This is a genomic window from Jiangella sp. DSM 45060 (assembly GCF_900105175.1).
Taxonomy (GTDB): Bacteria; Actinomycetota; Actinomycetes; order Jiangellales; family Jiangellaceae; genus Jiangella.
This window is the reverse complement of the sequence record NZ_LT629771.1, coordinates 7,369,869-7,394,530: the sequence shown is the minus strand read 5'-3', so window position 1 is coordinate 7,394,530 and position 24,662 is coordinate 7,369,869. Positions and strand designations below refer to the sequence as shown.

The following is a 24,662-nucleotide window of genomic DNA, read 5'->3' as shown; positions in this document are numbered from 1 at the left end:
TACGCCACGCCCGGCCGCCCACCGGCGGCGTGGCACCGCTCGAGCACCCGGCCGAACGCGTCGCCCGTCACGACCTCCATGGCACCAGCACACCGTCTGCCGGCCGCCGGCGCTACCGAATAACGGGAGCGATGATCTCGTCGGCCAGCCAGTGCGCGACGCCGTCGGGGAACGGCGGCCGCACGCTGAGGACGATGTGCCCGAAACCGACCTCGATCAGCTCCTCGACCGTCGCACGTGCGGCCGCGGCCTGATCGTAGTCGACGATCAGCTGGACGGAGCGGACGATCGTCGCCGGGTCGCGCCCGATCTCCGCGCAGTGCCGGTCCAGCAGCGCCGACCGTTCCCGCAGGAGGTCGAGGTCGAAGTGCGGCGGCCCGGGCACGTTCCACACGTCGGCGTGCTCGGCGACGACCCGCAGCGACCGCGGCCCGTAGGCGCCGATCAGCAGCGGAGGGCCGGGGCGCTGCACCGGCTTGGGCTCGCACACGGCGCCGTGCAGCGTGTAGTGCTCGCCGTCGAAGTCGAACGGCTCCTCGCTCCACAACCGGCGGACGATCGTGCACGCCTCCGCCAGCGCGGCCCGGCCCTCGGCGGGCGGCACCAGCGGCAACCCGTACGCGGCGTGCTCGCGGGCGGCGAACTCCTGCCCCGCGCCGTGTGCGTCGGTCGCGCCGACGCCGAGCCCCAGGATCAGCCGGCCGCCGGAGACGATGTCGACCGTCGCCGCCATCTTCGCCAGCAGCGCCGGCGACCGGAAGCGGTTGCTCGTGACCAGGTGCCCCAGCCGGATGCGCGACGTCTGGGCGGCCAGCGCGGCGAGCAGCGTCCAGCCCTCGTGCCCCGGCGTCGTCGGCGGCCCGATGATCGGCACCAGGTGGTCCCACAGCCAGGCGTCGGCGAGGACGGGGACTTCGTCGGCCTCGCGCCACACCCGGACGAGGTCGGCGTAGTCCACGTGCACCTGGGTGGTCTTGATCCCGAAACTGACCTCGTTCATGGCGATCATCCTTTCGTCAGTATAACTGATCGTCAGTCTAGCTGACGATCAGTGGAGTGGCACAATCGACGCATGGCCACCGACGACGCCGCCGGCTCGCCGCCGCCCGGCTTCCGCCTCCACTACCTGCTCAAGCGCACCCACCTGCACCTGGCCACGCTGGTCGGGCAGGCACTGGAGCCGTACGGCGTCGACCCGCGCGAGCTGGCCGCGCTGACCCTGCTGACCCGGGGTGACGCGATGTCGCAGCAGGACCTCGCCCGTCAGCTGCAGGTCGACCGCACGACGATGGTCGCGATGGTCGACCGCATGGAGGCGCTCGAGCTCGTGCGGCGGCGCCCCGACCCGGCCGATCGCCGGAAGAACCTGGTCGAGCCCACCGAGCACGGCCGGCGCATCGGGGCCGACGCCACCCGGGCCGTCGACGCGGCCGAGCGGCAGTTCCTCGCCGCCGCGCCGGACCTGAGCGGGCCGGAGTTCCGCGATCTCCTCTGGACACTCGGGCGCGACTTTCGCCACTGATCTTGTTGGTTTCTCAACTCACCGACGCTAGACACTTCCCCTCGATGCATGATGATCGGTACGATCCGGGCAACCGCTTTCCAGCGTCGGAGGGTGATGCGCATGCCGGCTCCCGAACCCACCCGCCGCACTGTGCTGGGGGCCGCGGGCGCCGGGGCCCTCTGGCTGGCCGCGGGCGTGCCGGCGCCCGCTGCCAGTGCCACGTCGGCCGCGGGCGTGCCGGCGCCCGCGGCCGTCGTCGGACCGGACCAGCACCCCGGGCTGCGCTACTGGTACCCCGTCCCGCGCGACCCGGGCATCGTGCGCACCGACGTCTGCGTCTACGGCGGCACGTCGGCCGGAGTGACGGCGGCGGTGCGGGCCGCGCAGGCCGGGCACAGCGTCGCCCTCGTCGTGTTCGGACGGCACCTGGGCGGGCTCAGCTCGGCCGGGCTGGGCGCGACGGACACCGGGCGGATCGAGTCGATCGGCGGGCTGAGCCGCGAGTTCTACCGCCGCCTCGGCCAGCACTACGGCCGGCCGGAGTCGTTCACATTCGAGCCACACGTCGCCGAGCAGACTTTCGACTCATGGATCGAAGAGACAGATGTCGAGGTGTACCGCGACCACCGGCTGCAGGACGTCCGCATGGTCGGCGACCGCATCCACTCGCTGCGGGCCGAGAACGGCAAGGTCTTCATCGCGAAGGCGTTCATCGACGCGAGCTACGAAGGCGACCTGCTGGCGGCGGCCGGGGTCAGCTACACCGTGGGCCGCGAGTCGAACGCGACGTACGGCGAGACGCTCAACGGCGTCCAGTTCCGCTCCGGTCACCAGTTCCAGCGCCAGATCGACCCCTACGTCGTGCCGGGCGACCCGGCCAGCGGCCTGCTCCAGGGCGTCTCCGCCGACCCTCCCGGCAGCACCGGCCAGGGCGACCAGCGGATCCAGGCGTTCAACTTCCGCGTCTGCCTGACCCGCGCCGCGGACCGCCGCCCGTTCCCCCGGCCGCCGAACTACGACGCCCGGCGCTACGAGCTGCTGCTGCGCTACCTCCAGGCCGGCGTGTGGGACGCGATGCGGCTGAACACGCCGATGCCGAACGGCAAGACCGACCTCAACAACCACGGCGCCGTCAGCACCGACAACATCGGCCGCAACTACTCCTGGCCCGACGGCGACCACGCCACGCGCGAGGCGATCTTCCAGGACCACGTGACGTACCAGCAGGGGCTGCTCTGGTTCCTGGCCAACGACCCACGGGTGCCCGACGCTGTCCGTACCGAGGTCAACGGCTGGGGGCTGACGCACGACGAGTTCACCGGCACCGGCGGCTGGTCGCACGAGCTGTACATCCGCGAGGCCCGCCGCATGGTCGCCGACTACGTCATCACCGAGCACGACTGCCGGTGGACGGTGGCGGCGCCCGACCCGATCGCGCTGGCGTCGTACACCATGGACTCGCACAATTGCGCCCGCGTGGTCGTCGGCGGCTTCGCCCGCAACGAGGGCGACGTGCAGGTGCCACCGGCGGGCCCGTACGGCATCTCCTACCGCGCCATCGTCCCGGCCCGCGGCGAGTGCGCGAACCTGCTGGTCACGTGTGCCATCTCGGCGTCGCACATCGCCTTCGGGTCGGCCCGCATGGAGCCGGTGTTCATGGCGACGGGGCACGCGGCGGCGGTCGCGGCCGACCTCGCGCTGTCGTCAGGTGTCGCGGTGCAGGACGTGCCCTACCCGGCGCTGCGGCAGCGGCTGCGGGCCGACGGCATGGTCATCACGTGGCCACCGAACGCCGGCGTGCTCGCGTTCGACGCGCCCGACGAGCTGCGGCCGGGCGCCGCCGGCGACGTCACCGTCACGTTCGTCAACGAGGAGCCGGCGACGGTCACGGGGGTGCGGCTCGCGCTGGCTGCTCCGGCCGGGTGGACGGTGACACCGTCGACGCCGGTCGAGACCGGCGCCGTGGAGCCGGGCGCCGAGTTCGCCGCGACGTGGCGGGTGACGGCCGCGGCCCCGGCCGAGCCGGTGTCGCAGGCGGCGCTGGACGCGACGGTCACGTACGACGACGGCGCCGGCCACAGCGCGACGCACGCCGTCGCCGTCGCCGAACCGGTTCAGCCGCCGCTGCAGACCGCGGCGTCCACGCGGGCGCACTTCGGGCAGCGGGGCGCGCGGCTGGCGATCCTCGGCAACGGCGTCGACCTGTGGACCGGCGTCGACCACTACGGCGCGATCTTCCACGACGGCGCGGCCGGCCCGGCGACCACGGCGACCGTCACCGTCGTCCACCAGGAGGCCACCGACCCCAACGCCCGGGCCGGGCTGGTGTTCCGCAACGACCTGCGCGGCGCCGGGACGTCGGCGGGCTACGTCGCGCTGGTGGTGAAGCCGGAGAACGGGCTGCTGCTGCTCTGGGACGCCGACGGCAGCGGAACGGTCGAGTCGGTGCTGCGCGCGCCCATGACGCCGTCGCCGTACCCCGTCCACCTGCGGCTGGTCCGCTCGCAGACCCGGTTCGAGGGCTCGTACAGCATCGACGGCACGACGTGGCAGCCGATCGGCGCCATCGACCTCCCGTCCGCCGCCCCCACCCAGGACGTCGGCGTGCTGTCCTGCGCGCACGTGCAGGACCGGCTCGGCCTGGCGGTGTTCGAGAATCTGACGCTCACCTGAGGTCGCCGGCCCCCTTGCAATGAGCACCGATACGCATCGCCCGCGGGTGATGCGTATCGGTGCTCATTGCAAAGCGGGGCGCACACCGATAGCGACCAGCGACGATGCCGCGGCGTCAGTCCGTGAACGTCGCGACGACGGGGGCGTGGTCGGAGTCCTCGGCCGCCGCGCGCCGCCGCGGGTCGTCGGTCACCGACGCCAGCCCGCGGTCGACCAGGCTGTCGACCGCCTCGATGCGGCCGAGCAGCTGGTGCGAGACGAGGACGTGGTCGATCAGCTCGCCGCGGCCCCGGTAGACGCGGCTGTACCGGCGCGCCTCCGCGATCAGCGGCGCGGTGTTCCACAGCCGCCACGCGTCGCCCTGGTCGGGCTGGGTCTCGCCGGGCGTGCCGATCTCCGAGCCGCCCGGCCCGAGCAGGATCTGCGTGGTGGCCGCGCCGGGCTCGTCGTTGAGGTCGCCGCACACCACCAGCGCGCGCTGCCGCCCGTCGCCGTCGAGCAGGGTGTTCGCCCACTCGCGGACGGTGGCCGCCTCGGCCGCGCGGCGGTACAGCGCGAACGCGCCGTAGCGGGCCCGCTCGCCCTCGTCGCGCGGGCTGAACCGGCCGCCCGGGTAGCTGAGCAGCTTGGACTTGAGGTGACAGGTGACGATGTCGACGGTGCCGCCGGCGGCCGTGCGGACCCGGACCCGCAGCGCGCCCCGTCCCATCTCCTCCGACAACGCTCCGCCGTCGGACGCGCGCACCGGCCCGACGCCGTCGGCGTACGCGACGAGGTCCTCGGTCTCGTCGACCGGCAGCCGCGAGATCGCCGCGACCCGGATGCCGCGGCTGTCGGGATGCTCGGACACGTGCGTCGTCCAGTCGCCGTCGAGCCGCTCGACGAGGTCGTCCAGCGCGGCCTGCTCGCCGATCTCCTGCACTGCGAGGACGTCCGGCGCCATGCGCCCGACGGTGCCGGCCAGCGCGTCGAGCTTCGCCTCGTAGGTCGCCCGGTCCGGCGGCCGGCCGTCGCCGTCGCCCGGACGGAACAGGTTCTCCAGATTCCATGTGCCGATGACGGTCACGGCCTGACGGTACCGTGCCTATGCTCGGCAGGGTCAGGTCCCGGACCGAGCCGTGGGAGCAGCGATGCAGGAAGACGACATCAGGGCCAGGATCAACGCGCTGGTCGAGGACGAGCACCAGCTGCGGCAGCGGCTGCAGACCGGTGAGATCTCGACCGACGAGGAGCACTCCCGGCTGCGGCAGCTCGAGGAGCAGCTGGACCAGTGCTGGGACCTGCTGCGCCAGCGCCGCGCCCGCGTCGAGGCGGGACAGAACCCTGACGAAGCCGCCGCCCGGCCCGTCGACGAGGTGGAGAAGTACCTGCAGTAGGACACTGGTCGCATGAACCTCGACGACGCGGCGGACGAGCTGTACGCCCTCCCGCCCGACGAGTTCGTCGAAGCCCGCAACACGCTCGCCAAACGGCTCAAGAGCGAGGGCGCCGGCGACGTCGCGGCCCGGGTCAAGGCGCTGCGCAAGCCGACGGTGGCGGCCTGGCTGACCAACCAGCTGGTCCGTCAGCACGACGACGACGTCCAGGCGCTCGCCGACCTCGGCGAACGCATGCGCCGGGCGATGTCCGCCATGGACGGCGCCGCGCTGCGTGAACTGACCGCCGAACGCAAGAAACAGGTCGACGGCCTGCTCAAGGCGGCCCGGAAGGTGGCCGCCGCGGCCGGGCAGAAGGCCGGGCCCGACCTGATCGAGGCCGTCGCCGCCTCGCTGGACGCCGCCATCGCCGACCCGCGTGCCGCCGAGGTGCTGCGGGCCGCGCGGCTGTCGCACGGCCTGGAACACGTCGGGTTCGGGGCCGTCGAGGACGACGGCGAGGCGGCCGAGGTCATCTCGCTGTCCGAGGCCCGGGTCGCCCGTGGCCAGCGGCTCGAGACCACGCGGCGGCCGCGCGCGACGCCGGCGGCTGAGGCGGAGGCCGAGCCGGCCGGCTCGGCCGCTTCTGAGTCCGCCGCGGAGCCCGAGTCCGCCGGGGACCAGGCACGGGCCGAACGCGAACTGGAGCAGGCCGAGGCCGCCGTCGACGCCGCCGAAGACCAGGTCGACGATGCCGAGGCCGCGCTAGACGACCAGCGGCAGCGGCTGGAGCGGGCGCAGGAGGCGGTCGAACGGCTGACCGAGGAACTGGCCGCCGCCCGCCGCGAACTCGAACAAGCCCGCGACGACGTCGGATCCGCCGAAGACGACGTCGAGACCGCCCGCCGCGCCTCCGAAGCCGCCCGCCGGCGCCGCCGCGAAGCCAAACAGCAACTCAGCCGGCTGACATAGTCCGCGGCGAGCACCAGCCGGAACAGCGAAGCCAGCCCTCAAGCCCGTCCACCCGGTCCTAGGATCACGGCATGGCGACCGGGCAGACCCCGCGGTCGCGGCGACTCGCCTCGCCGATCCGCGAGTTCATCGCGACGCAGAGCTCCGGCGCGGTCGTGCTGCTGGCGGCCACCGTCGCGGCGCTGGTGTGGGCGAACTCGCCGTGGCCGGACAGCTACGAGGAGTTCTGGCACACCGAGCTGTCGATCCGGCTCGGCGACGCGGAGCTGTCGCTGGACATCAGGCACTGGGTGAACGACGGCCTGATGGCGCTGTTCTTCTTCGTCGTCGGGCTGGAGATCAGGCGCGAGTTCGACATGGGCGAGCTGCGCGAGCGCAGCCGCGTCGCGACGCCGGTGCTGGCGGCGCTGGGCGGGATGGCGGTCCCGGCGCTGCTCTACCTCGCCGTCAACGCCGGCGACGGCGAGGCCGTGCACGGCTGGGCGATCGTCATGGGGACGGACACCGCGTTCGCGCTCGGCGTGCTGGCGCTGGCCGGCAAGCGGGCGTCGCCGCGGACGAGGACGTTCGTGCTGACGGCGGTGATCGTCGACGACGTCGTGGCGCTGACGATCATCGCGATCGCCTACTCCGAGGACGTGTCGCTCGCGGCGCTGGCCGTGGCCGTCGCGCTGTTCGGCGTCGTGCTGGTGCTCAAGTACAGCGGCGTGCGGCACGGCGTCCCGTACTTCATCGTCGGCTCCGGCATCTGGCTGGCCACGCTGGTCTCGGGCGTGCACGCGACGCTGGCCGGCATCGCGCTCGGCCTCATCGCGTCCGCGTTCCCGCCCTCGCGGGAAGACCTGGAGCGGGTCGGCGCGGTGTGGCGGCTGTTCCGCGAGCAGCCGGTGCCGGAGTACGCGCGGACGGCCAGCCGCACCCTCGCGACCGCGATCTCGCCGAACGAGCGGCTGCAGCACCTGTTCCACCCGTGGGCCAACTACCTGATCGTGCCGCTGTTCGCGCTGGCCAACGCGGGCCTGGTGATCAACGCCGACGTGCTGCGCGAGGCGGCGACGTCGCCGATCACGCTGGGCATCGTGCTCGGGCTGGTGGTCGGCAAGCCGGTCGGCATCGTCGGCGTGACGTGGCTGGCCAGCCGCTTCGGCTTCCCGCTGACGGTGCCGTGGCCGCAACTGATCGGCGCCGGGACGATCGGCGGTGTCGGGTTCACCGTCTCGCTGCTGATCGCCGGCATCGCGTTCGAGGGCCACCACCTCGACGACGCCAAGCTCGGCATCCTCGCCGCGTCCGTCCTCGCGACGGTGCTCTCGCTGCTGGTGTTCCGGCTGATCGGCCACCTGCCGGGGCGGGCCCGGACGGCTGGGGAAGACCGGCTGGCCGCCCCGATCGTCGACCTCGCCGACCCGGTCGACCCCGAGGCCGACCACATCCGCGGCCCCGCGGACGCCCGCGTCACGCTGGTCGAGTACGGCGACTTCGAGTGCCCGTACTGCGGCCGGGCCGAGCCGGTGCTGCGCGAGCTGACCCAGGCCTTCGGCGACGATCTGACGTTCGTGTTCCGGCACCTGCCGCTCACCGACGTGCACGAGCACGCCCAACTGGCGGCGGAGGCGTCCGAGGCGGCGGGCCGGCAGGGCCGGTTCTGGGAGCTGCACGACCTGCTGCTCACCCACCAGGACGCGCTCACCTACCCCGACCTGCTGCGCTACGCCGAGGACCTCGGCCTGGACGTCGACCGGTTCGCCCGCGACCTGTCGTCCCGGCACTTCGCCCTGCGTGTCACCCGCGACGTCGAGAGCGCCGAGCAGAGCGGCGTCGCCGGCACCCCCACGTTCTTCGTCAACGGGCAGCGCCACCACGGCCCGTACGACCTCGAGTCGCTGCGCGCGGCGATCACACGCGAGCTGGGCGCGACCCGTTCCCAACGGCGCGATCCGGGTCCATGATCGGTGCAGGCACATCCGAGGGGGGATCGCCGTGTCCACCGATCGCCGTCCCGTCGTCTTCGTCCACGGCCTCTGGCTGCACGCCGACTCGTGGCGCCCGTGGGTGGAGCTGTTCCGCGACTCCGGCTACGACGCCGAGGCGCCCGGCTGGCCCGGTGACAGCGGGTCCGCCGAGGAGACCCGCGCCCAGCCGCAGCGGGTCGCCGGCATCGGCATCGACGCCGTCGTCGACCACTATGCCGAGCTGATCCGTGGCCTGCCAATGCCGCCGGTCCTCGTCGGCCACTCGTTCGGCGGGCTGATCGTGCAGCGCCTGCTCGGCGAGAACCTCGGCGCGGCGGCCGTCGCACTCGACCCGGCGCCGATCAAGGGCGTCATCTATCTGCCGCCGTCGTCGCTGCGGGTCGCCTCGATCGCGCTGCGCAACCCGGCCAACCGGGGCCGTGCGGTCGCGCTCGACCGAGGCCAGTTCCGCTACGGCTTCGGCAACGCCCTCACCGAGCGCGAGTCGGACGAGCTGTTCGCCCGCTGGGCCATCCCGTCGCCCGGCCGGCCGCTGTTCGAGGTCGCCCTCGCCAACCTCAACCCGTCGTCGCCGGCCCGGGTCGCCACCGGCAACGCGGGCCGCGGGCCGCTGCTGCTCACCCTCGGCGGCCGCGACCACACCGTCGCGCCGGCCATCGTCCGCACGACGGCGCGGCTCTACCGCAGGTCACCGGCGGTCACAGAGCTCCGCGAGTACCCCGACCGCGGGCACAGCCTCGGCATCGACGGCGGGTGGCGGACCATCGCCGACGACGTTCTCGCCTGGCTGAAAGCGCGCGGCTTCTGACGCCGTACGCTGGGACCGTGCCACGACAGGGACCTGTGCTGCTGACCGTCGAGGACGATCCCGCGGTGAGCCGGGCCATCGCCCGCGATCTGCGGCGCCGCTACGGCGCCGACCACCGGGTCGTACGGTCCGAGACCGGGGCCGGGGCGCTCGAGGTGCTGCGTGAGCTGACGCTGCGGGGCGAGGCCACCGCGCTGCTGCTGGCCGACTACCGCATGCCCGGCATGAACGGCATCGACTTCCTCGAACAGGCCATGGACGTCGTCCCGCAGGCGAAGCGGGTGCTGCTGACGGCGTACGCCGACACGCAGGCGGCCATCCGCGCCGTCAACGACATCGACCTCGACCACTACCTGGTCAAGCCCTGGGACCCGCCCGAGGAGCACCTGTACCCCGTCCTCGACGAGCTGCTGGAGGTGTGGGCGCGCGACAGCCGGCCCGGCTTCGAGGGCGTCACGCTGCTCGGGCACCAGTGGGCGGCCGAGACGCAGGACCTCAAGGAGTTCCTGACCAGCAACCAGGTGCCCTACCGCCACCTGCGCGGGCCCGACGGCGCGGCGCTGCAGGAGACCGCGAACATCCCCGACGACGCGCTGCCGGCGGTCATCATGCCCGACGGCGTGGTGCTGACCTGCCCGCCGCTGCGCGACGTCGCCGAGCGGCTGGGCCTGGCCACGACGGCCGGCAGCCCGCTCTACGACCTCGTCGTGGTCGGCAGCGGGCCGGCCGGGCTCGGCGCCGCGGTCTACGGCGCCAGCGAGGGCCTGCGCACGCTGCTGGTCGACCGCGCCGGCGTCGGCGGACAGGCCGCCCGCAGCAGCCTGATCGAGAACTACCTCGGCTTCCCGCAGGGCGTCTCCGGCGCCGAGCTGGCGCAGCGGGCCCGCGACCAAGCCGTCCGCTTCGACGTCGAGATGCTCACCGCGGCCGCCGCCGTCGACGTCGTCGCGCAGGGCGAGGGCCGGGTCGTGCGCTTCGACGACGGCCACGAGGTCGCCGCGCACGCCGTCGTCATCGCCACCGGCGTCTGGTGGTCGCAGCTGCCGGCCCAGGGCGCCGACGACTTCGCCGGCCGCGGCATCTACTACGGCGCGTCCGCCCACGAGGCGCCCGGCTGCAAGGGCGAGGACGTCTACATCGTCGGCGCCGCCAACTCCGCCGGTCAGGCCGCGCTGCACTTCGCTCAGTACGCCAGCCGCGTCGTCATGCTGGTCCGCGGGCCGGAGCTGCGGCTGCGGATGTCCGAGTACCTCGTCGGACGCATCGAGACCGACCCTCGCATCGAGGTGCGCACCTGCACCGAGGTCACCGCCGCCGAGGGCGACGGCCGGCTCGAGCGCATCGTCGTCACCGACACCCGCGACGGCGGCACCGAGACGCTGCCGGCCACGCGGTTGTTCGTGTTCATCGGCGCCGAGCCGCCCACGTCGTGGCTGGGCGAGGAATTCGCCCGCGACGAGCGCGGTTTCCTGCTCACGGGGCCGGCGCTGCTCGACGCCGACGGACGGCCGCCGCGCGACTGGCCGCTGGCCCGCACCCCGTACCACCTGGAGTCCAGCGTCCCGGGCGTGTTCGTCGCCGGCGACGTCCGCGCCGAGTCCGTCAAGCGCGTGGCGTCGGCGGTCGGTGAGGGCGCCATGGCGGTCACGCTGGTGCACCGCTACCTGGAGGCGACGTGACCATGGGCACGCCCATCGACGTCGAGGAGCTGCGCACGCTGTTCCTCTTCGAAGGCATGACGCCGGAGCAGCTGGCCGAGGTCACCGCGAGCAGCGAGGTCCGCACCTACCCGGCCGGCAGCACGGTCTACCGCGCCGGCGAGCCGTCCAACGCGCTGTGGGTGCTGCTCGACGGCACCCTGCGGCTGGTCCGGCACGCCGACGGCGAAGAGGTCGTCGTCAACGAGACCGACTACCGCGGCTCGTACGCCGGCGCCGTCCGCGCCTTCGCCACGTCGGCCGGCGCGGCCGCCTACCCGACGTCGCTGCACGCCGTCACCGACTGCCGGTTCCTGCGCTACGCCGCCGACGACTTCGCCGCGTTCGTGCAGAAGTGGTTCCCCATGGCGGTGCACCTGTTCGACGGCCTGTACCTCGGCATCCGCACCACCGAGGCGACGGTGCGCCAGCGCGAGCACCTCGCCCAGCTGGGCACGCTGTCGGCGAACCTCGCGCACGAGCTGAACAACCCCGCCGCGGCCACCGTCCGGGCCGCCGGGCAGCTGCGCGACCGCGTGGCGCACATGCGGCAGAAGCTCGGCCTGATCGCGTCCGGGCCGGTCGACCCGGAGATGATCGCCGGGCTGATGGCCATCCAGGAGCGCGCCGTCGAGATCGCCGCGAAGAAGCGCGACCCGCTCAGCCCGCTGCAGGAGAGCGACCTCGAGGACGCGATGATCGACCACCTCGAGGACCTCGGCTTCGACCACGCCGTCGACGTCGCGCCGGTGTTCGTCGCCGCCGGCCTCGACACCACCTTCGTCGACGACGTCGCCGCCGAGGTGGGCGAGGCCCTCCCGTCCGCGCTGGCCTGGCTCGGCTACACGCTCGAGACCGAGGCGCTGATGGACGAGATCGAGGACGCGTCGAACCGCATCTCGACCCTGGTCGCGTCGGTGAAGCAGTACACCCACCTCGACCAGGCCGCCCACCAGGAAGTCGACCTCCACCCGGGCCTCGACAGCACGCTGGTCATGCTGGGCCACAAGCTCGGCGAGATCGAGGTGCACCGCGACTACGACACCACGCTGCCGCCGGTGCCCGCGTTCGCGGCCGAGCTCAACCAGGTGTGGACCAACCTCATCGACAACGCCGTCGACGCGATGAAGGGGCACGGCACGCTCACCCTGCGCACCCACCTCGACGGCGACCACGCCGTCGTCGACGTCACCGACACCGGGCACGGCGTGCCCGAGGACGTGCGCGGCCGCCTGTTCGAGCCGTTCGTCACCACCAAGCCCATGGGCGAGGGCAGCGGGCTCGGGCTCGACAACGCGAAGCGGATCATCGAGAAGCGGCACCGCGGCACGCTGACCTACACCACCGGCCCCGGCGGCACCACCTTCAGTGCCCGGCTGCCGCTGTCGTCCGCCTGACATGGACCACTGGTCCAGCCGTCACCCGTAGGCCAACTCTCGGACACTTCGGTTCGATGAAGTCGACCGCGTGACCGAGCCCCGGCTGAACCGACGAACGTTCCTGCAGCTCACCGGCGTCAGCTCGGCCGCTCTCGCGTGGGGCGTCGCGGCGCCCGCGGAGGCGCTGGCGGCCGCCGAGGACGCGCACGTTCCGGACGGTGTGTTCGGCCTCGGCGTGGCCTCGGGCGACCCGAGCACCGGCAGCGTGGTCCTGTGGACCCGGCTGGCGCCGCGGCCGCTGGCCCCCGACGGCCACGGCGGGATGCCGCCGCGCCCGGTGCCGGTGCGCTACGAGGTGGCGACAGACGAGAGCTTCCGCCAGGTCGTCCGGCGGGGCGCCGCGGTCGCCTCGCCGGAACTCGCCCACTCCGTCCACCCGCAGGTCGACGGGCTCGACCCGGGGCGCGAGTACTTCTACCGCTTCCACGTCGGACGCCAGGTGAGCCCGACCGGGCGCACGAAGACGCTGCCCGCGGACGACAGCGCCACGTTCCGGTTCGCGACCGCGTCCTGCCAGGCCTGGTACCACGGCCACTTCACGGCGTACCGGCATCTGGTGCAGGAAGAGCTGGACGCGGTCGTGTTCCTCGGCGACTACATCTACGAGTACGGCATCACGTCGTCGAACCTGTGGCGCGCGGGCGCCGCCGTCACGCCGGAGCACGCCGTCGAGATCCAGACGCTGGAGCAGTTCCGGCTGCGCTACTCGCTGTTCAAGACCGACCCGCACCTGCAGGCCGCGCACGCCAGGGCGCCCTGGATCGTCACCTGGGACGACCACGAGGTGCAGAACAACTACGGCGCGGACGGGTCGCAGTACGGCGTGCGCCCCGAGCACTTCGTGCACCTGCGCGCCGCCGGCTACCGCGCGTTCTACGAGAACCTGCCGGTGTCGCTGTCGGCGCTGCCGGAGGGCCCGGACAGCACGGTGTACCGCCTTCGGCGACGGCGGGCTGGTCCGCTTCCACGTCCTCGACACCCGCCAGTACCGCGACCCGCTGCCCGTCGATGCCTCTGACCAGAACCGCGAGGACCGCACGATCCTCGGCGCCGGCCAGGAGGCGTGGCTCTACGACGGCCTGGCCGCCTCGCCCGCACGCTGGAACGTCATCGCCAACGGCGTCACGGTCGCGGCCATCACCACGAACCGGACCGACCAGTGGGACGGCTACCCGGCCAACCGCCGCCGGCTCCTCGAGGCCATGCGGACGACGAACAACCCGGTCGTCCTCACCGGCGACATCCACAAGCACGTCGCCGCGGAACTGAAGGCCGACTTCGCCGACCCCGCCTCGGCCACCGTCGGCGTCGAACTGATCTGCACGTCCATCGCCTCCGACGGCGACGGCGCACCCACCGACGGCTACACGCCCGACTGGGTGCAGCACCCGTACGTCAAGCTCTACGACGGGCGCCGCGGCTACGTGTACGTGACGCTCACCGGTGCGGCGATGACGTCGGAGTTCAAGATCGTGCCCTGGGTCGAGGCGGACGCCGACGCGCCCCTGCAGACCGTCGCCAGGTTCGTCACACCGGCCGGCGCGCCGGGTCTGGAGGAGCTGGCATGAGCGGCCGCCACGTCCGCACCGTCACCGGCCTGCGCGCGGAGGGCCGGCTCGGCCGCATCGTGCTGGACTGGACCCCGGTCCCCTGGGACACCGTCGTCGACCACTACATGGTGTACGCCGCGCCCGACGGCGGGCCGTCGAGGCTACTGGCGAAGACGGTGTATCCGCACTACGTGCACAGCGGGCTGGGTGGCAACGCCCGCCGGTTCACGTACGAGGTGATCACCGTCGACGCGGCCGGCGCCCGCTCGACGCCGTCGGCGTCGCTCGCGGCGAGCAGCCAGGCCTCGGTGACGGCGACCGGCTCGCCGCTCGCGGTGGTCGGCGACTTCGACGGCAAGGGCCTGGAGTTCGCGCTGTCCCCGAACGGCTATAGCCGCTACCCGGCGACGTTCCCCGACGGCGTCGACTTCCGGGTCGGCACGGACGCGCCCGGCATCGGCTGGAGCTACCTGCACCCCGGTCCGTCGGACTCGTGGGCCGGCCGGCGCACGCACACGCTCCGGCTCCGCTTCGACCTGGCCGCTGTGCCTGCGGGGGAGGTCTGGCTGGCGATCTGGCTGATCGACAGCCACGCGACCAGCCCCGGCTCGGCAGCGCTCGACGTCAACGGGACACCGGTGGACCGGCTGCGGTTCGAGGGCGGCGCGACCCGCGGCTCGCTCGAGGGCGACGCCACGGTGCCCGGCACCCGGCTGCGCCCGTCGTACCTGGAACGGCCGCTGCCGGCCGGCCTGCTCACGACCGGCGAGAACGTGCTGACGATGGTCAAGGACGAGGGGTCCTGGATCGCCTGGGACGCCATCGGGTTGTTCGAGGTCTAGCGCAGCACGCCTTCGTGGAGGGCGCGGAGGACGGCGTTGGTGCGGTCGCGGGCGCCCAGCTTGAGCAGGATCGTCGACACGTGGTTCTTGACGGTGCCCTCGGCGAGGAAGAGCGAGCCGGCGATCTCGCGGTTGCTGTACCCCTCGGCGACCAGCCGCAGCACCTCCAGCTCGCGCTCGGTGAGCGGCTCCATCGGCGGCGCGCCGGTGCCCACGGGCGACGGGCCGGAGCGGATGGCGCGGAGGAGGCGTTCGGTGATGGACGGCGCGATCAGCGTGCCGCCGGCGGCCAGCGCCTCGACCGCGCGGGTCAGCTGCTCCAGCGTGACGTCCTTGAGCAGGTAGCCGCGGGCACCGGCGCGCAGCGCGTCGAGCACGAGGGTGTCGTCGTCGAAGGTGGTGAGGACCAGGACGGGGATGTCGCAGCCGCGCTCGCGCAGCTGCTCCAGCGCCCAGATGCCGTCGTGGCCGGGCATCCGCAGGTCCAGCAGGACGACGTCGGGCCGGGTCGCCTCGACGACGTCCAGGGCGGCGGCGCCGTCGCCGGCCTCGCCGGCCACCTCGATGCCGGCGACGTCGAGCAGGGTGCGGATGCCCTGGCGGACGAGCGTCTGGTCGTCGACCACCACGACGCGGGTCATCGGGCCGGCACCCGGGCGAGGACGCGGAAGCCGTCGCGGCCGTCGTAGTCGACGTCGCCGCCGAGCGCGGCGAACCGCTCGGACAGGCCGCGCAGGCCGTGGCCGGCGACCGGCGCGACCGCGCCCCGCCCGTCGTCGGCCGCGGCGAGCGTGATGGCGTCGCCGTCGCGGGCCACCTCGACCCACAGTTCGCGGGCGCCGGCATGGCGCAGCGTGTTGGTGACGATCTCCTGCATGGCCCGGACGAGGGCGGCCGTCTGCTCCTCGTCGACCTGGACGCCGTCGCCGACCTCGACCGCGACGTCCAGACCGGGCACGTCGCGCCCGACGCTGCGCAGCGCCTCGCGCAGGTCGGTGCCCGGCGCCGTGCGCAGCTCGCCGACGGTGGCGCGGACGTCGCCGAGCAGGTCGCGGGCGACCCGGCCGGCCCGTTCGACGTGCTCGCGCGCGGCGTCGGCGGGCCGGTGCCGCGCCGCCTCGAGCTCCAGCGTCAGCACGGTCAACTGGTGCCCGATGAGGTCGTGCAGCTCGCGGGAGATGCGCAGCCGCTCGGCCGTGCGCGCGGCGTCCTGCAGCAGGACGGTCGTGGCCTGCTGCTCGACGTGCGCCTCGGTCAGCTCGAGGCGCAGCCGCTGTTCGCGCCGAATCGCGGCGACACTGAACACGGACGCGATCTGGACGAGCGCGTAGAACGCGGTGCCGATGAGCACGCCGGTGGTGCTGTCGCCGCCGCGCGCCGCGGTGAACCCGATGACGGCGGTGTTCAGCGCGACGACGGCCAGGTTGGCCGGCAGCCGCACCACCTCGGTGCCGACCGCCGCGACGACCACCAGCAGCACCGGCAGCAGCCCGCCACCCGGCACCGTCGCGACCACCAGCCAGGACAGCACGACGGCGCCGGCGTAGACGGCGCGCTGGGCGGACGGCCGCTCTCCCAGCACCCCGGCGGCCACGATCGCGATGAACGACGCCGCGTACGCCGCGACCCACAGGCCCGCCGGAAGGTCCGGATCGACGGCGCCGAGCACGACCGGGATGCCGACGCCGGCGCAGACCACGAGCATCGCCAGGCCCGACCACTCCTCCGGACCTAGGGGGTGCCTGGCGGATCTTCGGCGGCGCGGATCGACGACCAGACGCCGACCAGCTGCGTTGTCGTCGTCGCTCGATGGCACCGCATCGACCTCCTCCTCCGCCTTGCTGGACCGACGCCTGGACGCCGCCCGCATCCACCAATATCCGCCAGGCACCCCCTAGCGACGCATGCTGCCCACCCTAGGTGCCCGCAACCGCGCGCCGGGGGTGCCGGAAGTCATGCCCGTCATTCGTGACGTCCGGCACGCGCGCCCACACGGGCCGGATTCCTAGCGTCGGGGCATGAGCGAATCCACCATCGTCGTCGACCACGTGCACAAGCGGTACGGCGACACCGTCGCCGTCGACGACATCAGCCTGCGCGTCGAGCCGGGCGAGGTGCTGGGCATCCTGGGCGCGAACGGCGCGGGCAAGACCACGACCGTCGAGATGATCGCCGGGCTGCGCGCGCCGGACCGCGGCCGCGTCAGCGTGCTCGGCCTCGACCCGCGCCGCGACCGGGCCGCGCTGAGCCAGGTGCTCGGCGTGCAGCTGCAGCAGTCGTACCTGCACGACGCACTGACCGTCGCCGAGCTGATCGGCCTCTACCGCACCTTCTATCCCGACCCACGGCCGGCCGACGAGCTGCTCGACCTCGTCGACCTGCGCGAGCAGCGCCGGACCCGGTTCGAGCGGCTGTCCGGCGGCCAGCAGCAGCGGCTGTCCATCGCGCTGGCTCTGGCCGGGCGGCCGCGCGTGGTGATCCTGGACGAGCTGACGACCGGCCTGGACCCGCGCGCCCGGCGACGCATGTGGTCGGCGGTCGAGAGCCTGCACGACGAGACGGTCGTGCTGGTCAGCCACGCGATGGACGAGGTCGAGCGGCTGTGCGACCGGGTCGCGCTGCTCGACGCCGGCCGGGTGATCGCCCTGGACACCCCGGCCGGGATCGTCGACCGAGCCGGCACGTCGACCCTGGAGGACGCGTTCGTCGCGTTGACCGGCCGCGAGCCCGAGTACGAGGAGGACGCCGCATGAGCACCGCGACGATCACCGCCCGCCGGCCCGGCCCGGCCGCCTGGCTCGCCCTGACGATCTGCGAGGCCAAGATGGTGGTGCGAGACACCGCCGGGCTGGTGGTGCCGATCGGGCTGCCGCTGCTGATCCTGGTCATGAACGCGTCGTCGGCGTCGGACGAGGAGGTCGTGAACGGCCGGTCCGCGCTGGACGTGCACGTGCTGCCGCTGGTATTCACCATCGTGCTGGCGACCATCGGCATCGTGAACATGCCCAGCTTCCTCGCCTACTACCGCCGCTCCGGCATCCTGCGCCGGCTCGCCGTCACCCCCGCGTCGCCGGCGATGGTGCTGGTCGCGCAGCTGGTCGTGAGCCTGGTGCAGGCGCTGATCGGCATCGGGCTGGCCTACGCGGTCGCGGTGCTGGCGTTCGGGGCGCGGCCGCCGCTGAACGCATGGGCCGCCGCCGGGGTCGTCGCGCTGGCGATCGCGGCGATGTACGCGGCCGGGATGATCGTCGCCGCGATGGCGCCGACGCCGAACTCCGCGGTCGCGATCGGGCTGGTCGGCTTCTTCGCGCTCGGCGCCCTGGGCGGGCTGTTCGGCGGCACCGGCGGGCTGCCGTCCGCGCTGGCCCGCGTCGGCGAGTGGCTGCCGTTCGGTGCCACCGTCGAGGCGCTGTCGGACGCGTGGGCGGGTGCGCCGGTCGACGCGGCGCACCTGATCGCGCTCGCGGCCGCGACGGTGGTGGGCGTGACGGTGGCCGCGGCGGCGTTCCGGTGGGAGTGATCGGAGCTGTCGCGGCCGTGGCGTTCCTCGCCGTGTTCACCGTCGACGGGTGGCTGCGGCCGGGCTACCGGCCGCTGTACCACCCGGTCAGCGCGCTGGCGCTGGGGCGGCGCGGCTGGGCGCAGACGGCGAACTTCCTGGTCGGCGGCGCCGGGTTCGTCGTCGGGGCGGCGGCGCTCTGGGCGGAGTTCCCGTGGATCGCGGCGACGGTGGCCGTCCTGGGGCTGGCGCTGGCCGCGTCCGGCGTGTGGGCGATGGACCCGATGCGCGGCTACCCGCCCGGCACACCACCGACGACGCCGGAACGGTACAGCCGGGCGCACCGGTGGCACGACCACGCGGGGGCCCTGCTGTTCCTCGGGGTGCCGGTGACCGCGGCGCTGACGGCGTTCACCGGGCCAGACGGCTGGCTGCGCTGGTACTCGGCCGCGACGGCGCTGGCCACCGGGCTGCTGTTCGCCCGGTTCGGCACGGCCTGGGAGCGCGACGAGCCGCTGACCGGGCTGTGGCAGCGGCTGGGGATCGGCGCCGGGTGGACGTGGCTGGCGGTGCTGTTCGCCACCGCCTAGGTTGGACCGCGTGACGACGCTGACCGCCGCCGCCCTGCTCGCTCGCATCGCCGCGGCGGACGGCGCGATTCCCCGCCCGACGACGGTCGACGGCGTGGTGGCGGGCGACCCCGGCGCCGTCGTGGCGGGGGTGGCGGTCACGACGCTGGCGACGCTCGACGTTCTGGAGCGGGCCGCGGCCGCCGGCGCGAACGTCGTCATCACCCACGAGGCGCCGTTCTACGACCACCTCGGCGCCGCGAACGACGACCTCGAGGCCGAGCAGGACCCCGTCTACCTCGCCAAACGCGCCTTCATCGACGAGCGCGGGCTGGTGCTCTGCCACTACCACGACGGCTGGCACCGCCGCCGTCCCGACGGCGTCGACGAGGGCGTCGCGCGGGCCCTGGGCTGGACGCTGGACCCGGAGCCGGCCGCCGCAGGCGTCGCGCTGTGCGCCGTCGCGCCGACGACGCTCGCGGCCCTGGCCGCCCATGTCTCCGAGCGCCTCGGCGCGCGGGCGCCACGCTTCGTCGGCGACCCCGAGCTGCCGGTCAGCCGGGTCGGGCTCGACCTCGGCAACCGCGGGTTCGCCCGCAACCGCTCGCTGCTGCGCCGCGACGACGTCGACGCCGTCGTCATCGGCGAGGCGCACGAGTGGGAGACCGGGTCGTACGCCACCGACGCCGCCTGGCTGGCCGGGCGCGGCGGGTCACCCGCGGGGCTGGTCGTCGCCGGGCACATCCCGTCCGAGCAGGCCGGTATGCGGTTCTTCGCCGACTGGCTGGCCGCGCTGGTCCCGGACCTGCCGGTGACCTTCGTCGAGACGAAGGACGCCTACACCGCGGCGAGCAGCTCGGCCGGGACGTAGCCCGCGGCGGCCAGCTCCGTCCACAGCGCGGCCGGGATCTCGTGCCCGGCCGCCGCGACGTTCGCGGCCACCTCGGCGCCGGAGCGGCAGCCGACCAGCACCGTTCCGACCGCCGGGTGCAGCAGCGGGAACTGCGCGGCGGCCGCGGCCAGCGGCACGCCGTAGCGCGCGCAGATCTCCTCGCACCGCAGCGCCCGCGCCAGCACGTCATCGCCGACCGGCCGGTAGTCGTACATCGTCGACGCCGACGGCGCGGCCAGCAGGCCGGTGTTGAACACGCCACCCACGACCACCTGCGTCGCGGTGTCGGCACAGGCCGGCAGCAGCGTCGTCAGCGCCCGGTGGTCGAGCAGGGTGAACCGACCGGCGATCAGCACGACGTCGACGTCGTGCTCGCGGACCAGCGCGGCCAGCGGGTCGGCGTGGTTCATCCCGAAGCCGATGGCCCGCACCAGACCCTCGTCGCGCAGCCGCCGCAGCGCCGGGAAGGCCGTGCGCCGGACCTCGTCGGCGGCGTCGTCGGGATCGTGGATGAACGCGATGTCGACGTGGTCGCGCCCGAGCCGCTCCAGGCTCGACTCCAACGACGCGCGGATGCCGCGCTCGGTCCAGTCCGGCTCGACGGCGTCGCCGTCGCGCAGCAGCCAGCCGACCTTCGTCGACACGACCGCGTCGGCGCCGGTCTCGCGCAGCCCGCGGGCCAGCCGCGTCTCGGCCAGCCCGTGCCCGTAGCGCGGCGCGGTGTCGAAGTAGCCGACGCCCAGCTCGGCCGCGACCCGTACCGCGTCCAGTGCGTCGGCCTCCGCGACCGGGGTGAACAGCCCGCCGAACGCCGCGGTCCCGATGCCCAGGCGCGGCAGCGCGACCGTCACGCCCCGCTCACCAGCGTCGGCGTCGCCGCCCGGAGCCCCAGGGTCAGCGTGAGCCGGGCCTGCGCGCGTGGCTCCAGCCGCACCGTCACCCGCTGACCGCCGACGTCCTCGGCCGGGCCGTCGTCGAGCGCGACGGTGCGGATGCGGTGCTCGGCGAACGAGCCGCCCTGCACGACCAGCGTCCGCGGCCGGTCGCCGGTGTTGACCAGCTCGGCGACGGTGCGGTCCGGGTCGATCGACGACACCAGCGCGGCGACGTCGTCGGGCAGGCCGGGCCGCACGCCGTCGCCGTGGAACCAGCGCAGGTGCAGGTGCGCCGGCGAACCGTTGTAGAGCACCTGCGGCGTGCCGGTGGTGAGCTGCAGCAGGATCTCGGTGACGACCGGATTGCGGTTCTGCCAGAGGTGGATGTCCAGCGCCGACGGCCCGGCCACCGGGTCGGTGTCGTCGCGGGCGATGTCGTCGAGCCGCTGCTCGCTGGTGGCCAGCGCGCTGCGCAGGGCCCGCTCCGGATAGCCGGGGTTGCGGCCGGCGAGGTACTCGAACCACGGCTCCTCGTGGCCGTTCTCCTCCTTCGTCCGCTGGTCGTGGACGGCGGTCCAGTCCCACGAGGCGCCCGCACGCAGCGCGTCGACGCGGCGTAGGTCCTCGTCGGCGCGGCCGAAGTGCCACAGCCAGATCAGGTACTGCGTCGGCGGCACGTTCCAGTCGAACCAGCCGGCGTCGCCGCGGCGGTGCGGCACCATCAGCGTCGGCCGGTCGCCCAGCCCGGCGAGGTGCTTCGTCCACCGCGAGGTCACGGAGGGGACGTCGTGCGGGCGGCGGTGCTCGGCCTGCTCCATGGCGACGTCGAACGGGTTGCGGGCGAGGTCGAGGAAGCCGTCGTCGCCGGTGACGAACGCGGCGTTGGTGCCCGCGACCACGGCCGCGCAGGCCATCGACTGCAGCCCGTGCGGCCAGGACCAGCCGTAGTGGCCGCCGTACCACCGTCCGCCCAGGTACTCGCCGACCTGCCCGCTCAGCCCAGAGTTGTCGGGGACGACCGGGCCGCCGGCCCAGCGGTCGCGCCAGGCGCCGACGTACTCGGCCACCCAGTCGGCGTAGCGCTGCTCACCGGTGAGCAGCCAGGCGTGCACGGCCAGGCTGGTCGAGAGGACGTTCGCGAAGGTGTCACCGCGGCCCATGCGGTCCCACATCTCGCGGCCGTAGGCGCGCGCCTTCGCGGGGTCGGCCACCAGGTCGTCGAACGAGTCGTAACCGAGCCAGTCCAGCGGCAGCCCGTACGGCCGCAGCGGCAGGCTCCACGGGAACGCCACCTCGTGGTCGCCGAACCCCCAGCGCGGGCCGCCCGCGCCGTTGTGCGGCGCGCGGATGACCCGGTGCTCGGGATCGTAGTTCGGGCCGCCCGGCAGGTAGAGGTCGGCGAACCGGCGGGCGTCGGACCGCGTCGCGCCGGGCCGCGCCAGGCAGCGCGCGTAGAAGAACAGCAGGCTCTCGCCCTGGTGGAACCAGTCGTAGCCGCGCTCGTAGCCGTCGACCAGCATGCCCATCTCGCTCAGCTGCGCGGTGACGCCGTCCCAGTGCCGCTCGGACGCCGTCAGCAGGTCGTCGCTGCCGCCGAGCAGATACAGCATCGGCCAGTTGAAGAACGCCTCGTAGAAGTCGTCCACGCCGTCGCGGTCGTCGGAGCCCTCGCCGAGCGTGCCGGCGAAGACCAACCGGCCGTCGGCGGCGGTGTAGCGCTCGGCGAACGTCCGCCATGCCTTGTCCTGCTGGGCGAACAGCGACCGCTGCAGCCGGGCCCACTCGGGGACCTCGGCCGGCCGGCGGGACGACACGAGCACGGCACACCTCACAAGCATTCGTGGCGATTATCTTTGATCGATAACCGATTGCGTCATACTGTGGTCCGGTGCGCACCCCTGTCAAGACGGCCATCGTGGACGCCCACGTGCACGTGTGGGACCCCGCGCGCGGCTTCCCGTGGATCCGTCCGGGCTCGCCGCACCACCGCGCCTTCACGCTCGCCGACCTCTCGGCGGCCGGCGCCGGCCTCGACGTCGCCGGGTCGGTGCTGGTCGAGGCGTCGCGCGGCGACGCGGGCGAGACGGCGGCGCTGCGGGCGGCGGCCCGGCGCCGTCCGGACCTCGTCGTCGGCTACGTCGGCAACCTGCACTGCTATGCCGGCCTGACGCCGCGCCGGTTCGCCGCGCTGCTGCGCCGATGGGGCGCCGGCGCGCCCGCCGGTATGCGCGCCGGCGGCGGCTCGTGGGCCGACGTCCCGCCGGGCGCCGCGGCGCTGCTCCCCGTCCTCGCCGATCACGGGGTCGCGCTGGAGCTGAACCTGCACGCCGGCGCCGTCCGGACGGCGGCCGAGCTGGCCGAGCGGCACTCCGGCCTGGTCGTCGTCCTCGACCACCTGGGCAACCCGCCGAACGTCGCCCGGGAGGACCCGGGGGCCTGGCTGCGCGACCTCGACTCCGTCCGGCACCAGCCGGGCGTCGTCGTCAAGATCTCGGGGCTGCTGACGCAGCAGGCCGGCGCCCCGGCGGCCGACGTCGACGCGTTGGTGGCGGCGGCGCTGGACGCGGCCGGGCCGGATCGGTGCATGATCGGCTCGGACTGGCCGATCTGCCTGCCCGCCGGCTCCCGCGCGGACTCGCTCGCGGCCGCCGCCCGGGCGCTCGACCACCTCCCCACCGACGCCGCGACGATGGTGCGGCGCGGAACGGCCCTGCGGGTCTACGGAAATGGCACGATGGACGGAGCTCACTCGTGATGATTGATGGGGACGGCATGGCAGTGCGTGGCACCACCCAGCCCGAGGGCGGCTTCGCGTCGTCCCTCGCCGGCAAGGACCGCCTGCGCCCGGCGCTGCTGTCGGACCAGGTGTACGACCTCCTGCGCACCGCGCTCATCGACGGCGACCTGCAGCCGGGCGAGCGCGTCGTCGAGTCCGAGATCGCGCGGCGGCTCGGGGTGAGCCAGGCGCCGGTGCGCGAGGCGGTCAAGCGGCTGGCCCGCGAGGGCGTCCTCGAGCACATTCCGCGCCGCGGCAACTTCGTCGCCGAGGTGTCCGAACGCGACGTCGAGCACGCGCGCCAGGTGCGCGAGCCGCTGGAGCGGCTGGCCGGCGAGCTGGCCGCCACCGCCATCACCGCCGCCGAGCTGTCCCGGCTCGACGACCTCGTCCGCGAGATGCGCGACGCCGTCGCCCGCGGCGACCTCGGCCGGTTCCGCGACGCCGACATCACCTTCCACGCCACCGTCGGCGAGGCCGCCGGCAACCCGTTCCTCACCCGCATGTGGGGCGTCCTCGAGCCCAGCCTGCGCACGCTGCGCGCCATCGCCGACCCGCTCTTCGACGGCGATTGGCAGGCCATGGCCGACGAACACGGCCGGCTGGTCGCGCTGCTGCGCGAGGGCGACCCGAAGGCCGCCGGCCAGGCGTTCGCCGAGCACGCCGCCGGGCGCGGCCCGGTCCCCGACCGCCGCTCCACCCGGGCCAAGCGCACCCCCGCCGCCGACTGACGGGCGCGCCGTCCAGCCCTCAGCCGATCAGCCCGTCGGCCCGCGCTCGCCAGAGGTGCTCGCGGGCCGGCTTGGTGTCGAGCAGCCGGAGACCCCGCGCCGCCCACTCCCGCAGCGACGTGTCGTCGCCGTGCAGCTGCTCGACCAGCAAAGGCAACGCCGCCGGCGAACGGGCCGCGCCGATGAGCTCGAGCAGCCAGCACCGCAGTCCGTGGTCGTGCTCGTCGGCGAACGCCTGCAGGAGCTCGCCGACGTGGTCGGCGGCATGGGGCAGCAGCAGCCGGAAGCCGTCCTCCTGAGACTGCGGGTCGTGCCGGCGCATCAGCCGCATCGCCCGCTCGAACCGCTTCGCCGCCGTCATCGGCGCGGCGCGCACGCGTCGAGCGTGGCGAGGAGCGACCGGTCGTTCGACGGGTCGAACACCGTGACCGAGACGGGTCCACGCCCGGCGTCGGCGGCCCGGCGGCGCATGGGGCGTACGTGAGCCGATGCGTGCCGGCCGGGGCC

The 24,662-nt window shown here is 73.9% G+C and carries 22 protein-coding genes and 1 pseudogene; 16 read left to right on the top strand and 7 right to left on the bottom strand.

The window, feature by feature from the left end; genetic code table 11:
• Positions 1–112: 112 nt before the first annotated feature.
• Entirely contained in the window at positions 113–1,000 is an 888-nt protein-coding gene (locus BLU82_RS33420) for an LLM class flavin-dependent oxidoreductase (protein WP_197682634.1), read from the bottom strand.
• Between the two features lie 72 nt (positions 1,001–1,072).
• Here BLU82_RS33420 and BLU82_RS33415 point away from each other — a divergent pair, with 72 nt between their 5' ends.
• Both BLU82_RS33415 and BLU82_RS33410 read left to right on the top strand, forming a co-directional pair.
• On the top strand, positions 1,073–1,522 hold the full coding sequence (locus tag BLU82_RS33415) for a MarR family winged helix-turn-helix transcriptional regulator (protein ID WP_092625092.1): 450 nt from the start codon (positions 1,073–1,075) through the stop codon (positions 1,520–1,522).
• 102 nt (positions 1,523–1,624) lie between these two features.
• Positions 1,625–4,177, top strand: coding sequence for an FAD-dependent oxidoreductase (locus tag BLU82_RS33410; RefSeq protein WP_157741422.1), 2,553 nt, complete (start codon positions 1,625–1,627; stop codon positions 4,175–4,177).
• A gap of 115 nt (positions 4,178–4,292) precedes the next feature.
• Here the strand turns inward: BLU82_RS33410 and BLU82_RS33405 are convergent, their stop codons facing one another.
• Complete coding sequence (locus tag BLU82_RS33405) at positions 4,293–5,243, bottom strand: endonuclease/exonuclease/phosphatase family protein (protein ID WP_092625090.1); 951 nt, start codon at positions 5,241–5,243, stop codon at positions 4,293–4,295.
• 64 nt (positions 5,244–5,307) lie between these two features.
• On the opposite strand from BLU82_RS33405, the gene BLU82_RS33400 reads away from it, so the two are divergent.
• From BLU82_RS33400 to BLU82_RS33365, 8 genes and pseudogenes are all read left to right on the top strand, one after another.
• The gene (locus BLU82_RS33400) at positions 5,308–5,553 is read left to right on the top strand and encodes a DUF2630 family protein (protein WP_092625089.1); all 246 of its coding nucleotides are present in this window, start codon (positions 5,308–5,310) and stop codon (positions 5,551–5,553) included.
• 12 nt (positions 5,554–5,565) lie between these two features.
• Positions 5,566–6,504 carry a hypothetical protein gene (locus BLU82_RS33395; RefSeq protein WP_092625088.1) on the top strand — a complete coding sequence of 313 codons (939 nt, stop codon included), beginning with the start codon at positions 5,566–5,568 and terminating at the stop codon, positions 6,502–6,504.
• A gap of 71 nt (positions 6,505–6,575) precedes the next feature.
• A complete protein-coding gene (gene nhaA / locus BLU82_RS33390; RefSeq protein ID WP_092625087.1) occupies positions 6,576–8,453 on the top strand; it encodes a Na+/H+ antiporter NhaA in 1,878 nt (625 codons plus the stop codon).
• A 31-nt stretch (positions 8,454–8,484) separates the two neighbouring features.
• The gene (locus tag BLU82_RS33385; RefSeq protein WP_197682633.1) at positions 8,485–9,285 is read left to right on the top strand and encodes an alpha/beta hydrolase; all 801 of its coding nucleotides are present in this window, start codon (positions 8,485–8,487) and stop codon (positions 9,283–9,285) included.
• Positions 9,286–9,302: 17 nt separating this feature from the next.
• Positions 9,303–10,964 carry an FAD-dependent oxidoreductase gene (locus BLU82_RS33380; protein WP_092625086.1) on the top strand — a complete coding sequence of 554 codons (1,662 nt, stop codon included), beginning with the start codon at positions 9,303–9,305 and terminating at the stop codon, positions 10,962–10,964.
• 2 nt (positions 10,965–10,966) lie between these two features.
• Positions 10,967–12,379 carry an ATP-binding protein gene (locus BLU82_RS33375; RefSeq protein ID WP_092625085.1) on the top strand — a complete coding sequence of 471 codons (1,413 nt, stop codon included), beginning with the start codon at positions 10,967–10,969 and terminating at the stop codon, positions 12,377–12,379.
• Positions 12,380–12,449: 70 nt separating this feature from the next.
• Positions 12,450–13,989, top strand: a pseudogene (locus BLU82_RS35890) (alkaline phosphatase).
• Positions 13,986–14,813 carry a polysaccharide lyase family protein gene (locus BLU82_RS33365; protein ID WP_092625084.1) on the top strand — a complete coding sequence of 276 codons (828 nt, stop codon included), beginning with the start codon at positions 13,986–13,988 and terminating at the stop codon, positions 14,811–14,813. The pseudogene BLU82_RS35890 and the gene BLU82_RS33365 overlap by 4 nt, the downstream one beginning before the upstream one ends.
• Here BLU82_RS33365 and BLU82_RS33360 read toward each other — a convergent pair.
• Both BLU82_RS33360 and BLU82_RS33355 read right to left on the bottom strand, forming a co-directional pair.
• A complete protein-coding gene (locus BLU82_RS33360; protein WP_092625083.1) occupies positions 14,810–15,454 on the bottom strand; it encodes a response regulator transcription factor in 645 nt (214 codons plus the stop codon). The two genes, BLU82_RS33365 and BLU82_RS33360, sit on opposite strands and share 4 nt — an antisense overlap.
• Positions 15,451–16,518, bottom strand: coding sequence for a sensor histidine kinase (locus BLU82_RS33355; protein ID WP_092625082.1), 1,068 nt, complete (start codon positions 16,516–16,518; stop codon positions 15,451–15,453). The genes BLU82_RS33360 and BLU82_RS33355 overlap by 4 nt, the downstream gene beginning before the upstream one ends.
• A 313-nt stretch (positions 16,519–16,831) precedes the next feature.
• Here BLU82_RS33355 and BLU82_RS33350 point away from each other — a divergent pair, with 313 nt between their 5' ends.
• The 4 genes from BLU82_RS33350 to BLU82_RS33335 are packed head-to-tail and all read left to right on the top strand — an operon-like array spanning position 16,832 to position 19,752.
• Entirely contained in the window at positions 16,832–17,566 is a 735-nt protein-coding gene (locus BLU82_RS33350; protein ID WP_092625081.1) for an ABC transporter ATP-binding protein, read from the top strand.
• On the top strand, positions 17,563–18,333 hold the full coding sequence (locus tag BLU82_RS33345; protein WP_092625080.1) for an ABC transporter permease: 771 nt from the start codon (positions 17,563–17,565) through the stop codon (positions 18,331–18,333). The genes BLU82_RS33350 and BLU82_RS33345 overlap by 4 nt, the downstream gene beginning before the upstream one ends.
• The gene (locus BLU82_RS33340) at positions 18,330–18,902 is read left to right on the top strand and encodes a DUF998 domain-containing protein (RefSeq protein ID WP_197682631.1); all 573 of its coding nucleotides are present in this window, start codon (positions 18,330–18,332) and stop codon (positions 18,900–18,902) included. Before BLU82_RS33345 ends, BLU82_RS33340 begins: the two co-directional genes overlap by 4 nt.
• Positions 18,903–18,912: 10 nt before the next feature.
• Positions 18,913–19,752, top strand: a complete 840-nt coding sequence (locus BLU82_RS33335; RefSeq protein ID WP_092626725.1) for a Nif3-like dinuclear metal center hexameric protein — start codon at positions 18,913–18,915, stop codon at positions 19,750–19,752.
• On the opposite strand, the gene BLU82_RS33330 is transcribed toward BLU82_RS33335, so the two are convergent.
• Together BLU82_RS33330 and BLU82_RS33325 are read right to left on the bottom strand one after the other, a co-directional pair.
• Complete coding sequence (locus tag BLU82_RS33330; RefSeq protein ID WP_092625078.1) at positions 19,719–20,624, bottom strand: aldo/keto reductase; 906 nt, start codon at positions 20,622–20,624, stop codon at positions 19,719–19,721. The two genes, BLU82_RS33335 and BLU82_RS33330, sit on opposite strands and share 34 nt — an antisense overlap.
• Complete coding sequence (locus BLU82_RS33325) at positions 20,621–22,468, bottom strand: hypothetical protein (protein WP_197682630.1); 1,848 nt, start codon at positions 22,466–22,468, stop codon at positions 20,621–20,623. Before BLU82_RS33325 ends, BLU82_RS33330 begins: the two co-directional genes overlap by 4 nt.
• 68 nt (positions 22,469–22,536) lie before the next feature.
• On the opposite strand from BLU82_RS33325, the gene BLU82_RS33320 reads away from it, so the two are divergent.
• The gene (locus BLU82_RS33320; protein WP_157741421.1) at positions 22,537–23,403 is read left to right on the top strand and encodes an amidohydrolase; all 867 of its coding nucleotides are present in this window, start codon (positions 22,537–22,539) and stop codon (positions 23,401–23,403) included.
• A gap of 17 nt (positions 23,404–23,420) precedes the next feature.
• On the top strand, positions 23,421–24,155 hold the full coding sequence (locus BLU82_RS33315) for a GntR family transcriptional regulator (RefSeq protein ID WP_092625075.1): 735 nt from the start codon (positions 23,421–23,423) through the stop codon (positions 24,153–24,155).
• A gap of 19 nt (positions 24,156–24,174) precedes the next feature.
• Here the strand turns inward: BLU82_RS33315 and BLU82_RS33310 are convergent, their stop codons facing one another.
• Positions 24,175–24,531 (bottom strand): HEAT repeat domain-containing protein, encoded by a 357-nt coding sequence (locus tag BLU82_RS33310; RefSeq protein ID WP_197682629.1) that lies wholly within the window; start codon positions 24,529–24,531, stop codon positions 24,175–24,177.
• Positions 24,532–24,662: the final 131 nt, after the last annotated feature.